13 protein-coding genes are annotated in these 12,998 nt (G+C 62.2%); 9 read left to right on the plus strand and 4 right to left on the minus strand.

All coding sequences use genetic code 11. The features are described from left to right. The 4 genes from PU133_RS04145 to PU133_RS04160 all read right to left on the minus strand — a co-directional run bounded on the left by PU133_RS04145 (position 1) and on the right by PU133_RS04160 (position 4,307). Complete coding sequence (locus tag PU133_RS04145; protein WP_404863612.1) at positions 1-831, minus strand: carbohydrate ABC transporter permease; 831 nt, start codon at positions 829-831, stop codon at positions 1-3. 13 nt (positions 832-844) lie between these two features. Then, complete coding sequence (locus tag PU133_RS04150) at positions 845-1,717, minus strand: carbohydrate ABC transporter permease (protein WP_404863613.1); 873 nt, start codon at positions 1,715-1,717, stop codon at positions 845-847. 179 nt (positions 1,718-1,896) lie between these two features. Next, entirely contained in the window at positions 1,897-3,219 is a 1,323-nt protein-coding gene (locus PU133_RS04155) for a sugar ABC transporter substrate-binding protein (protein WP_126007990.1), read from the minus strand. 146 nt (positions 3,220-3,365) lie between these two features. Further along, positions 3,366-4,307, minus strand: a complete 942-nt coding sequence (locus PU133_RS04160) for a sugar-binding transcriptional regulator (protein ID WP_126007993.1) — start codon at positions 4,305-4,307, stop codon at positions 3,366-3,368. A 206-nt stretch (positions 4,308-4,513) separates the two neighbouring features. On the opposite strand from PU133_RS04160, the gene phnD reads away from it, so the two are divergent. The 9 genes from phnD to PU133_RS04205 all read left to right on the plus strand — a co-directional run bounded on the left by phnD (position 4,514) and on the right by PU133_RS04205 (position 12,976). Further along, positions 4,514-5,461, plus strand: coding sequence for a phosphate/phosphite/phosphonate ABC transporter substrate-binding protein (gene phnD, locus PU133_RS04165; RefSeq protein ID WP_126007995.1), 948 nt, complete (start codon positions 4,514-4,516; stop codon positions 5,459-5,461). Positions 5,462-5,542: 81 nt separating this feature from the next. Continuing rightward, complete coding sequence (gene phnC, locus PU133_RS04170; protein ID WP_404863614.1) at positions 5,543-6,373, plus strand: phosphonate ABC transporter ATP-binding protein; 831 nt, start codon at positions 5,543-5,545, stop codon at positions 6,371-6,373. Beyond that, a complete protein-coding gene (gene phnE, locus PU133_RS04175) occupies positions 6,373-7,188 on the plus strand; it encodes a phosphonate ABC transporter, permease protein PhnE (protein WP_404863615.1) in 816 nt (271 codons plus the stop codon). The genes phnC and phnE (PU133_RS04175) overlap by 1 nt, the downstream gene beginning before the upstream one ends. Then, on the plus strand, positions 7,188-8,003 hold the full coding sequence (gene phnE, locus PU133_RS04180) for a phosphonate ABC transporter, permease protein PhnE (RefSeq protein WP_404863616.1): 816 nt from the start codon (positions 7,188-7,190) through the stop codon (positions 8,001-8,003). Before phnE (PU133_RS04175) ends, phnE (PU133_RS04180) begins: the two co-directional genes overlap by 1 nt. A 115-nt stretch (positions 8,004-8,118) precedes the next feature. Beyond that, positions 8,119-8,868, plus strand: a complete 750-nt coding sequence (locus tag PU133_RS04185) for a FadR/GntR family transcriptional regulator (protein WP_404863617.1) — start codon at positions 8,119-8,121, stop codon at positions 8,866-8,868. After that, positions 8,865-9,860 (plus strand): ABC transporter substrate-binding protein, encoded by a 996-nt coding sequence (locus PU133_RS04190; protein ID WP_404863618.1) that lies wholly within the window; start codon positions 8,865-8,867, stop codon positions 9,858-9,860. The genes PU133_RS04185 and PU133_RS04190 overlap by 4 nt, the downstream gene beginning before the upstream one ends. A 76-nt stretch (positions 9,861-9,936) precedes the next feature. After that, on the plus strand, positions 9,937-10,920 hold the full coding sequence (locus PU133_RS04195; protein ID WP_404863619.1) for a Bug family tripartite tricarboxylate transporter substrate binding protein: 984 nt from the start codon (positions 9,937-9,939) through the stop codon (positions 10,918-10,920). Between the two features lie 28 nt (positions 10,921-10,948). Further along, entirely contained in the window at positions 10,949-11,467 is a 519-nt protein-coding gene (locus tag PU133_RS04200; RefSeq protein ID WP_404863620.1) for a tripartite tricarboxylate transporter TctB family protein, read from the plus strand. A 24-nt stretch (positions 11,468-11,491) separates the two neighbouring features. After that, positions 11,492-12,976: a tripartite tricarboxylate transporter permease gene (locus PU133_RS04205; RefSeq protein ID WP_404863621.1), complete on the plus strand. Its 1,485-nt coding sequence runs from the start codon at positions 11,492-11,494 to the stop codon at positions 12,974-12,976. Positions 12,977-12,998 lie beyond the last annotated feature (22 nt).

Here is a 12,998-nt window from a genome sequence, read left to right on the forward strand (position 1 = left end):
CTACTTCACGGCGCCGAAGGTGAGGCCGCGGACGAGCTGCTTCTGCGAGAACCAGCCGAGAATGAGGATCGGTGCGATCGCGAGCGTCGAGGCTGCTGACAGCTTCGCGTAGAAATTGCCCTGCGGGCTCGAATAGGACGCGATGAAGGTCGTCAGCGGCGCGGCGTTCGACGTCGTCAGATTAAGCGTCCAGAAGGCCTCGTTCCAGGCGAGGATCACGCTCAAGAGAACGGTGGAGGCAATGCCCGGCACCGACATCGGCGCCAGCACATGGGTAATCTCCTTCGAGAGCGACGCGCCGTCCATGCGCGCAGCTTCGAGGATCTCGCCGGGGATTTCCTTGAAGTAGGTGTAGAGCATCCACACCATGATCGGCAGGTTGATCAGGAACAGGACGACGATCAGGCCGACGCGGCTGTCGAGCAGGCCCCAGTCGCGGAAGATGAGGTAGATCGGGATCAGCACGCCAACGGCCGGCAACATTTTGGTGGAGAGCATCCACAGGAGCACATCCTTGGTGCGCGGCGTCGGGGAGAACGCCATGGCCCAGGCGGCGGGGATGGCGAAGATCAGGCCGAGCGCGGTCGAGCCGAGCGCGAGATAGACCGAATTCATCATGAAGCGGAAGTAATTCGAGCGCTCCTGGACCGTGGCGTAGTTCTCCAGTGTCCAGTCGAAGAAAATCCATTTCGGCGGAATGGAGATCGCGTCGAGTTCGGTCTTGAACGAGGTGAGGATCGTCCAGAGGACCGGGAAGAAGATCAGCAGACCGACCGTCCATCCGATGATGGTGAAGGTGATCTTGCGGCGGGTGGACACTGCGCGGGCCATGATCTCAATCCCTTCAAGCGTCGAGGTTCTTGCCGATGATACGGACGAGGAAGAAGGCAACGATGTTGGCGAGGATAACTGCCACGATGCCGCCGGCGGATGCGCCGCCCACATCGAACTGGAGAAGCGCCTGGCTGTAGACGAGATACGGAATATTCGTCGTCTGCAGGCCCGGTCCGCCCGATGTCGTCACGTAGATCTCGGCGAAGATGGAGAGCAGGAAGATCGTCTGGATCAGGATGACGACAGTGATGGCGCGCGCCATGTGTGGCAGCGTGATGTACCAGAAGATCGACAACGCGCCGGCGCCGTCCATCTCGGCCGCTTCCTTCTGCTCTTCCGAAAGCGATTGCAGCGCGGTCAAGAGGATGAGTGTCGCAAAGGGCAGCCATTGCCAGGCAACGATGATGATGATGGCGGTCAGAGGTGCATTGGAGAACCAGTCGATCGCGCCGATACCGATCCAGTTGAGAAATTGACCGATGACCCCGTAGACCGGGTTCATCATCATATTCTTCCAGACGAGTGCCGCCACCGTCGGCATGACGAAGAAGGGCGCGATGACCAAGAGGCGCACGATGTTGACGCCGTAGAACACCTGGTCGAGCAGAAGCGCGAGAAGGATGCCACCGCAGACGGTGATGAAGAGCACGCCGACCACCAATGTCAGCGTGTTGCGCAGCGCGGTGAAGAAGGCCGGATCGGACAGGAAGAAGCGGTAGTTGGTCAGGCCGATGAAGGGCGTGTCGGCGGGATTGAACAGATTGTAGTTGAGCGTCGAGAAATAGAGCGTCAGCGACAGCGGCACGATCATCCAGATCAGCAACGCGATGACGGCGGGTGCCATCATCAGGCGTGCGGCGGATTTCGTCTGCAGGGTTGCCATGGCAAGGCCGTCCTTGGCGGATCGCTATCGATTGCTGCGCGAAGCTTGAGCGTTTCGAGGTGATATGGAAACCGGTTCACCGTTGCGAGACGCGATAGGTCGAAAGCCTGCAGATTGTGGCTGCCGACGAAGATGGATCCCGCCCGGCGGAGGATCTGGTCGGGCGGGATCGGGCGGGCTTACTGAATGTAGCCGGCCCGTGTCATTTCGCGCACCGCTGCCTGTTGGGCAGACTGAAGCGCCTGTTCGACCGTCATGCTGCCGGAGACGGCTGCGGCCATCTGCTGGCCAACCGCGGTACCGAGACCTTGGAACTCGGGAATGGCTGCGAACTGCAGGCCGACATAGGGCTTGTCGTCGGTGATCGACGGGTCGGCATTGTTGATCGCGGCAAGCGTCTGCTCGGCGAAGGGCGCCTCGGACGTGTACTGCTCGTTTTCATAGAGCGAGGTGCGCGTGCCGGGCGGAACGTTCGACCAGCCTTCGTTCTCGGCCACCAGTTCGAGATAGGCCTTGGAGGTTGCCCAGGAAATGAAGGTCTCGGCAGCCTCGGCCTTCTGCGAGCCGGCAGGGATCGCGAGCGACCAAGCCCAGAGCCAGTTGGCGCCCTGGTTCGGGCAGTTTTCGACGCCGCAGGGGAACGGCGCGAAGCCGACATTCTCGGCGACCTGGCTTTCGTCAGGGTTGGTCACGAAGGAGGCCGCAACGGTCGCATCCATCCACATGGCGCAACGGCCCTGGTTGAAGAGCGTCAGGTTTTCGTTGAAGCCGTTGGAGGCTGCGCCGGGAGGCCCGTAATTCGTCATCATGTCGACATACTGGGTGACGGCCGTCGTCCAGCCTTCGCTGTCGAACTGCGGCTGCCAGCTGGCATCGAAATAATTGGCGCCGTAAGAGCGGGCCATGGAACCCAGGAAGGCCATGTTCTCGCCCCAGCCCGGCTTGCCACGCAGGCAGATGCCGTAGACGTCGTCATTTGCTTCGGAAATCTGGCGTGCGGCGTCAGCGATGAAATCCCATGTCGGAGCCTCGGGCATCTCGATGCCGGCTGCCTCGAACAGGTCGGTGCGATAGAGCGTCATGGCGCTTTCGGCGTAGAACGGTGCTGCGTAGAGGGTACCATCCTTGGAGAGCGCTTCGCGGATTGCGGGGATCAGATCGTCGACGTCGTAATCGTCGCCGAGATTATCGAGCGGAAGCAGCCAGTCGTTTTCGGCCCAAATCGGCACTTCGTAGGTGCCGATCGTCATGATGTCGAACTGGCCGCCATTGGTGGCGATATCGGTCGTGACGCGCTGGCGCAGCACGTTTTCTTCCAGCGTCACCCAATTCAGCTGGATGTCCGGGTGCTGTTCGGTGAAGGCGTCGGTCAGACCCTGCATGCGGATCATGTCGCCGTTGTTCACGGTCGCAATTGTCAGTGTTTCCTGCGCGGACGCGCCAACGCTGGTGCCGGCAAGCATGGCTGCGCAGGCGGCAAGAAGCGAAAACCTGTGTCTCATGAGTTCCTCCCAAATGAGTGTCGCCGGCAAGAGCTTCTTGAGCAATTGCCTATGCTGTGAGCAATTACTCACATGTTGGCGAGCGATGTCAACGCAGATTAGTCGCTGCAGCGCAGCATCTGCAGGAGACGATTGCGGCGGCTGGCTTAGGCGAGGAGGGCGGTGGCCGTGTCTTCGTCGGTAATCAGGCCGTTGATCAGCCGACCTTTCAAGGCGGCGGCGATGCCGGGCAGCTTGAGCGGTCCCTTGGCGATGCCGACGACGATGCAGGTGTCGCGCGACGGGATGGGCGAACTCGCGACCCGGTCGTTGATGATGCCATCGATCTGGTGCCCTTCGCGGTCGATCGCCCAACCGACGATCTCGGCCACGGCGCCTGCGGCGGTCAATTCTTCGAGCTCGGCCGGGCTGATGAAACCATCGATGACGAGCGGTGCACCCGGTCCGAGATCGCCGATGCCGACGAAGGTGATGTCCGCCGTTGCCGACAGCTTGAGGGTCGCCTGGATCATCGGCTGCTGGTGCAGCAATTCACGCTCATGCATCGAAGAAGCGATGACAGGGAGCGGCATGGGAAACGACCGGCACTTCACCTTGTCGGCCATGGTGAAGACGACGTTGTAGAATGCTGCCGAGCCGTCCGGCGCAATGTTGCCCGTCAGCGACACGACCTTGTGCTGCGGGCAATCCATGCTCGGCAGTTTTTCGATCGCGGCCTTCAGCGTGCGGCCCGTTCCGATGGCGATCGTCACGGGTTCCGGCGCGGACAGGCGTCGCTCCAATTCAGCGGCTGCGGCTTCGGCAACGCCGACCGTGGTGGATTGGGAACCCGGATCGCTCGGCACGACTTCGACCAGCTTCAGGTCGAAGCGCTGCTTCAGCCGCTGTGCAAGTTCGAGACAACTCGCGATCGGATGGTCGATCCGAACCTTGACGAGACCTTCTTTCACGGCAAGCGAAACCAGACGCTGCGCCGATTGCCGCGAAACACCCAGCTTGCGCGCGATGTCGTCCTGCGTGTTGCCGGCGACGTAATAAAGCCAGCCGGCGCGGGCGGCGTCATCCAGTCGCATGGTGGGTGTCGTCATCGGTGCGTGTTCTGCCAATTGCACATGTCTTCTACGTATCTACGCGCGCGGCGGCGCGCAATCGGGAACGGGAGCTTCGGGGCTTACCGGGGGCACCGACAAGTCTGTCACGGAATCATCATCGATATGTCACGGACCTGTAATGGGCACGGTCAATAAGCCTGCAGCACCGCCATTCGACGACCCGCCACGAAGAGGAAAAGCCCATGAAACTGTTCGCCGCAGCACTCGCCCTTTCGGCTGCCTTCATCCTTCCCGCTCAAGCCCAGTTCGCGCTCGACTCTCGTTTCACCGATGCCGATGGCGATCTGATCGCCGACATCCCGACCGACGCTGCCGATCTGGTCGACCCGGACACGCTGATCTTCACCTACACGCCCGTTGAGGATCCGGCCGTCTACGCCGATGTGTGGCAGGGCTTTATGGACCATCTTGCGGAAGCCACGGGCAAGAACGTCGAGTTCTTCCCGGTTCAGTCGAACGCCGCGCAGCTTGAAGCGATGCGTGCGGGCCGCCTGCACATTGCCGGCTTCAACACCGGTGGCAATCCGATTGCCGTTGCCTGCGCCGGCTTCCGTCCCTTCGCCATGATGGCTTCCAATGACGGCTCGTTCGGCTACGAGATGGAAATCATCGTACCGGCCGACAGCGAAGCGCAGGAGATCGAGGATCTGCGCGGCAGCGAGATCGCCTTTACGCAGGAGACGTCGAATTCCGGCTTCAAGGCGCCGTCCGCCATTCTTTCGAGCGAATTCGACATGGTTGCGAACGAAGACTTCACGCCGGTCTTCTCGGGTTCGCACGACACGTCGATCCTGGGCGTTGCCAACGGCGACTACCCGGCTGCCGCCATCGCAAACTCGGTCATGACCCGCATGATCGACCGCGAAGTCGTGTCCCCCGATCAGATCCGCTCGATCTACCAGTCGGCAACCTTCCCGACGACGGGCTACGGCACGGTCTACAATCTGACGCCCGAGCTTCAGCAGCAGATCCGCGATGCGTTCTTCTCGTTCGAGTGGGAAGGCTCCGCGCTTGCCGAAGAGTTCAACGCGTCGGGCGAAGAGCAGTTCATCGAAATCAGCTTCCAGGAAGACTGGGAAGTCATTCGCCAGATCGACGAGGCGACCGGCGTCTCGTATTCCTGCCAGTAAGCTCTGGCTAACACAAAGCGGGGACGCAGCTTCGTATCTGCGTCCCCGCTTCGCATTTGAAGCAGAGGCGAGAGGTCGGGCATGCTTGAGGTGGACAGTCTCGAGAAGCGCTACAAAACGGGCGACATGGCGTTGCGCGGCGTTTCTTTCACGGTTGCCAAGGGACAGGTCGTCGGTCTCATCGGGCCTTCGGGCGCGGGTAAGTCGTCACTCATCCGCTGTATCAACCGACTGGTGGAACCGACAGGTGGCGCCATTCGTCTGAACGGGCTCGATCTCACGAAGCTGTCCGGCGGCAATTTGCGCCAGGCGCGCAGGCGCATCGGCATGATCTTCCAGGAATATGCGCTGGTCGAGCGTCTGACCGTCATGGAGAACGTGCTATCGGGCAGGCTCGGTTATGTGCCGTTCTGGCGCTCCTTCTTCCGGCGCTTCCCGCAAGCAGACGTCGACAAGGCCTTCCAGCTTCTAGATCGCGTGGGGCTGCAGGATCACGTGGACAAGCGCGCGGATGCGCTGTCCGGCGGCCAGCGCCAGCGCGTCGGCATCGCGCGTGCGCTCGAGCAGGACCCGGAACTGCTGCTGGTCGACGAGCCGACCGCGTCGCTCGATCCGAAGACATCGCGCCAGATCATGCGTCTCATCTGCGAAGTCTGCCGCGAGCGCGACCTTCCGGCGATCATCAACATTCACGATGTGGTGCTGGCCCAGATGTTCGTCGATCGCATCATCGGCCTGCGCGCCGGCGCGGTGGTGTTCGATGGTCCGCCGACGGATCTTATGGACACGGCGCTGACCGAGATTTACGGCGAAGAAGACTGGCATGCGATGCGCAAGACGCGCGAGGAAGATGCGGCTGACGAAAGCGAGACGAAGGCGTTTGAAGCCGAGCGTCTGGCGGAGCTGGTCTAGTGGTCAGCGCAGTTGCACCCGCCGCTTCCCACCGCTGGCGCCGACCCCCGGTCTTCATCAAGAGCCGGTTCTGGCGCATTGCCATCTATGGCGGCTTTTTCGCCTATCTCGTGCTGGCGCTCTGGTCGATCGACCTTGACTGGACGCGCATCGTCCAAGGCCTCGACCGCGGCCGCCGCTTCATCGAAGGCTTTCTGACACCGGACTTCACGAGCCGCTGGCGCGACATTCGCCAGGGCATGGTGGAAAGCATCACCATGACGGTGTGTGCAAGCGTTGTCGGCATCCTCATTTCCATCCCGATCGGGATCGGCGCGGCGCGCAACATCGCGCCCTGGCCCGTTCATACCGTCTGCCGCAGCATCATCGCCATTTCTCGCGCGTTTCAGGAAATCATCATCGCGATCCTGTTCGTGGCCATGTTCGGGTTCGGGCCATTCGCCGGCTTTCTGACGCTCTCCTTCGCGACGATCGGCTTCATCTCCAAACTGCTTGCCGACGACATCGAGGAGGTCGATGAGGCGCAAGCGGAAGCCATCCGCGCCACCGGGGCCGGCTGGTGGCAGATCGTTAACTACGCGATCCAGCCGCAGGTCATGCCGCGACTGATCGGGCTTTCGCTCTATCGCGTCGATATCAATTTCCGCGAAAGTTCGGTGATCGGCATCGTCGGTGCAGGCGGCATCGGTGCCACGCTCAACACCTCGATGGAACGATACGATTACGATACGGCAGGCGCGATCCTGATCCTGATCATTATCTTCGTCATGTTGGCCGAATACGGCTCAAGCCACATCCGCAAGAGGGTGCAGTAATGTCGATTGGACCAGATGCCGCCCACAAGACCTGGTCGAAGCACACCCGTCGGGGCGAGTGGATGATCTGGGGCGGCTGGTTTTCGCTTGCGGTCGTCTTCGTCCTGTCCTGGCAGGTGATGAACGAGCGCACAATCTGGGCGTTCGTCGAGGATGCGCCGCGCCAGGGTGCCGACCTTCTCTCGCGCTCCTGGCCGCCGCGCTGGGATTATCTCGGAAACCTGTGGCAGCCGCTTTGGGACACATTGAACATGGCGACGCTCGGCACGCTGCTGGGCACGGCCATGGCAGTGCCGCTGGCGTTCTTGGCGGCGCGCAACACGTCGCCGAGCCTGCTCTTCTTGCGGCCGGTCGCGCTGTTCATCATCGTCGCTTCGCGGTCGATCAATTCGTTGATCTGGGCGCTGCTGCTCGTCGCGATCATCGGTCCGGGCATTCTCTCCGGGATCATCGCCATCGCGCTTCGTTCCATCGGATTTGTCGGCAAGCTGCTTTACGAGTCGATCGAGGAAATCGACGAGACGCAGGTGGAGGCCGTTCGTGCGACAGGAGCGGGTCAGCTGCAGCTGATCGATTATGCCATCGTGCCGCAGGTTCTTCCCGCATTCGTCGGCATGACGATCTTCCGCTGGGACATCAACATCCGTGAATCCACCATCCTGGGACTGGTGGGTGCCGGCGGCATCGGCCTGCAACTCCAGGGGTCGCTCAACACGCTCGCCTGGTCCCAGGTCTCGGTGATCTTCGCCGTCATTCTGCTGACGGTGATCGTCGCGGAATGGGTCTCTTCGAAGGTCCGCCGCGCTATCATCTGATCGCCGATCTATCAGCGCGCATTTGCAAGCAATCGCTCAATCAGGAGTCGTGAAGATTCTTGTTGCCGATCAATCCGGATCAATATAGCGTTTCATCGTGGGATGGAGCGATGCGATGCCGATGACGGCGATGCATGTAGATGCGGGCATGACGACCGCTGGCAGTGAGGATGAGAGCGATCGCCAAAGTGCGGTCGTCTCGGACAGTGCCGCACTGGTGCAACTGCGCGCCTATATTCAGAACGCTGGTTTTCAGCGGGGGCAGAAGCTTCCGCCGGAGCGGGTGCTCGGGCCCGAGCTCGGCCTGCGGCGCTTTGAGCTGCGCAAGGCGATGGAGACGCTTGTCGACGAGGGCGTGCTCTGGCGCCATGTGGGCAAAGGCACCTTCATGGCCCGCCCGACCGATCAATCCGACCAAAATGATCTCACGGCTCTGGCGCGCACCATCAGTCCGGTCGATGTCATGCGCGCGCGCCTCAGCCTTGAGCCGGCGCTTGCGCGCGAAGCCGCAATCCACGCCCCGGCGTCGGCGATTGCGACGCTCAGGCTGACCATGGAGCGCAGCCATCTTGCCGGCACCTGGCGGGAATATGAGGCGCTCGACAACGATTTCCACCGTCAGATCGCCGAGGCGAGCGGTTCGGTCGTGCTTCTCGCGCTGTTCGATCAACTGAACACGCTTCGGCGCATGGTCGCCTGGGGCAATCTCGCCCGCACCGGCGCGCGGCCGCCGCGCAGCCATTCGAGCTTCAACGAGCATGACACGATTACCGACGCCATCGAAGCGCGCGATGCGGACGCCGCGCACAATGCCATGCGGACGCATCTGCGTTCGGTCGAAGATCGATTGTTCCGCGCATCATGAGCACGCTTCCGAGGATCACGGTTGCCTGTTTCGACCACGACCGGGTGATGCCGGTGATGGACGGCCGCGTGCCGGTGGAAGGCTTCGAGATCGAGCCGCATGTGCTGCCGACGTCGAAACTGTTTCCGCTTGCGGTGCAGGAAGCACGGTTCGACGTGACCGAACTGTCGCTGTCGAGCCATATTCTGCAGGTGGCGCGGGGCGAGGGGGCATATGTCGCCATCCCGGCGTTCATTTCGCGGGCTTTTCGCCATAACGGCTTTTTCCGGCGCGCCAATAGCGGCATCGAGACCCCGGCGGACCTCAAGGGTCGCCGCGTCGGTGTTCCGGAATACCAGATGACCGCTGCGCTCTGGATGCGCGGCATCCTCAAGGACCAGTACGGCGTCGAGGCGACCGATATCGAATGGCGCACAGGCGCGCTCGATGCCGGTGTGCGGCACGAGCGGCTGCAACTGACGCCGCCACCAAATCTCAAGATCACGCCGATCAGCGAGGGCGAGACGCTGCAGTCGCTGCTGCTCGATGGTCAGATCGACGCGCTGCTCGCGCCCAATCCCCCGAAGGCTTTCGCCGAGGGCGATCCGAGGATCGAGCGGATATTTCCCGATTTCGAACGGGTCGAGCAGGACTATTACGCCGAAACCGGGTTCTTCCCGATCATGCATGTCGTCGCGGTGCGGCGCACGCTTGCGGAGAAGCATCCGGAGCTGCCGATGGCGCTTTACGAGGCGTTCTCCACGGCGCGCGATCTCGCTCTGCAGCGGCTTGAAGAGATCTGGCTCGGCTCTGCCAACCGGCTCAGCCTGCCATGGCTGAACGCATCGATGGAGCGCCTGCGCGCCACGATGGGGCGCGATTACTATCCTTATGGCTATCGCGGAGCGGAACGCGAAGTCGAGGCCATGTGCCGCTATTCGGTCGAGCAATATCTCGCGCCGCGCCGTGTTTCGGCGTCCGAATTGTTTCATTCTTCACTCATCGAAACCTGAAAGGAGGGCCATTCGAAAGCAGCCGGAGCCCGATCAGACGGAAGACATCAATCATTATCTTGGGAGGAGACCAATAATGAGCTTTTTCAAACTCAGTGCTTCACTGGCGCTGTGCGCCACGCTTGCCGGCACCCCGGCCGCTTTTGCGCAAGAGGAGATGCGCGCGCCGGAAGGCCCGATCGAATTCACCGTCGGCGCCGGTGCGGGCGGATCGCCCGACATCATCATGCGCACCATCGCCCAGATCATGAACGAGGAGGGGATCGTCGAGAACCCGATCGTTATTCAGAACCGCTCGGGTGGCGGGCATTCGAACGCCTATAACCACGTGCTCGGTCTGCCTGGTAACGAATCGACGCTTTTGACGCTGGCCTCGCCGGTCTTCACCACGCCGATCGTTCAGGGCACCGATTCCGTCATCGACCAGATCACGCCGATCGCCGGCTTCGTGCAGTCGGAACTCGTGCTGCTCACCACGCCTGACAGCCCCTACAATTCGCTGCAGGATTTCGTCGCGGCTGCAAAAGAACAGCCGGGGCGCGTCCGCATCGCAGGTGGCGCATCGGGCGGCAACGATCATGTTGCGACGGGCCTCGTCGAGAAGGCCGCCGATATCACGCTTACCTATATCCCCCACGAAAGTGGGTCGGCTGCACGCGCGACATTCCTCGGCGGCAACGTTGAGGGCCATTTCGCAACGCTCGCGGAAGGTCTCGAGGCGATCAATGCCGGCCAGGCCAAGGCGCTTGCGATCCTGTCGGCAGAACGCCGAACGGAAGAAGGCTATGCCGACGTGCCGACAGCGAGCGAGCAGGGCGTCGACGTCGTCTACACCCAATTCTGGGGTGTTGGCGGACCGCCGGATCTCGATCCCGCCGTCGCCGCGTGGTGGGCCGACAAGTTCGAGCAGGCGACGCAGACTGCACGCTGGCAGGAAAGCCTCACGGCCAACATGCAACTCGGCGAATTCTACGGTCTCGAAGAAGCCGGGGAGTATTTCGCAAGGGAGCAGGAAACCTTCCGCACTGTTCTGACCCAGGTCGGTCTGGCAGCGCAGTGATGCGCTCCAGACCCAGTGAGGGCACATCATGAGCCAACCACTCGCCCCTCTGGCGGCATCTCCGGAAACGGAGGTGCCTGCCACGCCGAGCTACCGCGTGACGGCACTCGACTATATGCCGGCCATCGCGATGATGGCCTTGTCGCTTGCCATCTTCATAGGTACCGCAGGCCTCAAATATTGGGATAATGTCACGCCAGGTGCCCGTTTCCTGCCGATCTGGCTTTCCGCAGCGGGCGGTCTTCTCGGCATCCTGCTCTTCATCTCGCTTTGGCGAGGCGGGGACGGTGGGGTTCTCGATCTGCCTGATCGCGTCGGGTTGCGGCGCGCGGTTCTGGCGCTCTCCGCCATGGCGATCTTTGTCGTTGCGGCGCCGGTGATCGGCATGGTTCCGGTCGCCGGGATCTTCATGCTGTTCATGCTGCTTGCCGTTCTCGGCCAGCGCCTCGTTCCGAGCCTCATCACGACGGCCATCGTCGTCTTCGGCCTGAAATTCATTTTCGCTTACGGGCTTTCGGTTCCGCTTCCGGCACCGCTCGGCTTTTGACGCGACCATCTGGCGGGACAAGCCATGATCGATCTTCTGCTTCAGGGATTTGCGGTTGCGTTCCAGCCGAGCAATCTCGCTTTCATCTTTCTGGGTGTCCTGCTCGGGCAAGTCATCGGCGCGCTGCCGGGCGTGGGGCCTGCCGCCGGCATGGCACTTCTCTTGCCGCTGACCTTCGGCCTGGAGCCCGCAACGGCGATCATGATGCTCGCCGGCATCATGTATGGCGGCCAGTATGGGGGCACGCTTACCTCGGTGCTGATCAACGTGCCCGGCGAAGCATCCGGCGTCATGACGGCGGTCGACGGCCACCAGATGGCCCGCAAGGGGCGCGGCGGGGCTGCGCTCAGCGTTGCGGCCATCGGCTCGTTCATCGCTGGCATCGGCGCGGTTGCGGCGGTTGCCTTCATCACCCCGGCGCTGTCGGGCTTCGCGCTTCGGTTCAACGCACCGGAATACTTTCTTCTTGCCGCTCTCGGCATCATCGCGACGGCAAGCCTTGGCGCCACTCCCATCCGCTCGCTAATGGCCGGCGTGCTCGGTCTGATGATCGCACTTGTCGGGACCGATCCTCTCGCTGGTACGCCGCGGCTTACATTCGGACAGCCGGCGCTTTACGAGGGCATCGATTTCATTCCCGTCGCCATCGGTGTCTTCGGCATCGCCGAAGTGCTCGCCTCGCTGGAACGTGCGCATGACATGCACCCGATCCGTACGCGGCTGAAGGATATGTGGCTGACATCGGCGGAGTGGGCGCAAAGCCGGATGGCGATCGTGCGCGGCGGCTTCATCGGCCTTTTCGTCGGCATCATGCCCGGAGCCGGCGCCTCCATCGCCTCGCTGCTGGCCTATCTCACCGAGCGCCGCTTCAGCCGCAATCCGGAAATGTTCGGCAAGGGCGCGATCGACGGTGTGGCAGCGGCAGAAGCTGCGAACAACTCCGCCTCGCACGGTGCGATGATCCCGATGCTGTCGCTCGCCATTCCCGGCAATGCCAGCACGGCGGTGCTTCTTGCCGCGCTGATCCTGCATGGCGTTCGGCCGGGGCCGATGCTGATGACGCAGGAGGCGACGCTCGTCTGGGGGCTCATCGCCAGCATGTTCATCGGCAACGTCATGCTCTTGATCATGAACCTGCCGATGGCACCGCTTTTCGCTTCGCTGCTGCGCATCCCCTATGTCTATCTCGCACCGGGTATCCTCGTGATCTCGCTCGTCGGCGCCTATGCCGCGACGCTCGATTTCGGCACGGTGTGGATGTGTATCTTCTTCGGCCTGCTCGGCTGGCTGATGATGAAGTTCGACATTCCGCGGCCGCCGCTGGTTCTTGCGCTGGTGCTTGCTCCGCTTTTGGAAACGTCGCTCAGGCAGTCGCTGCTGCTTTCCTTCGGCAGCCCGATGATTTTCGTCGAACGGCCGATCTCGGCGGTGCTTCTGGTCGTTGTTGCTTTCGCACTGATCCTGCCGGTCTGGAGCGCGGTGAAGCGCAGGCGCAACCGCATCGCCTGACCAACGGTGCTCGATGAAACAA

Source organism: Georhizobium sp. MAB10 (assembly GCF_045012825.1).
Lineage (GTDB): Bacteria > Pseudomonadota > Alphaproteobacteria > Rhizobiales > Rhizobiaceae > Georhizobium > Georhizobium profundi.

What these genes read in the sequence shown, in the direction of transcription:
- PU133_RS04145 (WP_404863612.1), bottom strand. Translation starts at nt 831, where the DNA reads ATGGCCCGCGCAGTGTCCACCCGCCGCAAGATCACCTTCACCATCATC.
- PU133_RS04150 (WP_404863613.1), bottom strand. Translation starts at nt 1,717, where the DNA reads ATGGCAACCCTGCAGACGAAATCCGCCGCACGCCTGATGATGGCACCC.
- PU133_RS04155 (WP_126007990.1), bottom strand. Translation starts at nt 3,219, where the DNA reads ATGAGACACAGGTTTTCGCTTCTTGCCGCCTGCGCAGCCATGCTTGCC.
- PU133_RS04160 (WP_126007993.1), bottom strand. Translation starts at nt 4,307, where the DNA reads ATGACGACACCCACCATGCGACTGGATGACGCCGCCCGCGCCGGCTGG.
- phnD (WP_126007995.1), top strand. Translation starts at nt 4,514, where the DNA reads ATGAAACTGTTCGCCGCAGCACTCGCCCTTTCGGCTGCCTTCATCCTT.
- phnC (WP_404863614.1), top strand. Translation starts at nt 5,543, where the DNA reads ATGCTTGAGGTGGACAGTCTCGAGAAGCGCTACAAAACGGGCGACATG.
- phnE (WP_404863616.1), top strand. Translation starts at nt 7,188, where the DNA reads ATGTCGATTGGACCAGATGCCGCCCACAAGACCTGGTCGAAGCACACC.
- PU133_RS04185 (WP_404863617.1), top strand. Translation starts at nt 8,119, where the DNA reads ATGCCGATGACGGCGATGCATGTAGATGCGGGCATGACGACCGCTGGC.
- PU133_RS04190 (WP_404863618.1), top strand. Translation starts at nt 8,865, where the DNA reads ATGAGCACGCTTCCGAGGATCACGGTTGCCTGTTTCGACCACGACCGG.
- PU133_RS04195 (WP_404863619.1), top strand. Translation starts at nt 9,937, where the DNA reads ATGAGCTTTTTCAAACTCAGTGCTTCACTGGCGCTGTGCGCCACGCTT.
- PU133_RS04200 (WP_404863620.1), top strand. Translation starts at nt 10,949, where the DNA reads ATGAGCCAACCACTCGCCCCTCTGGCGGCATCTCCGGAAACGGAGGTG.
- PU133_RS04205 (WP_404863621.1), top strand. Translation starts at nt 11,492, where the DNA reads ATGATCGATCTTCTGCTTCAGGGATTTGCGGTTGCGTTCCAGCCGAGC.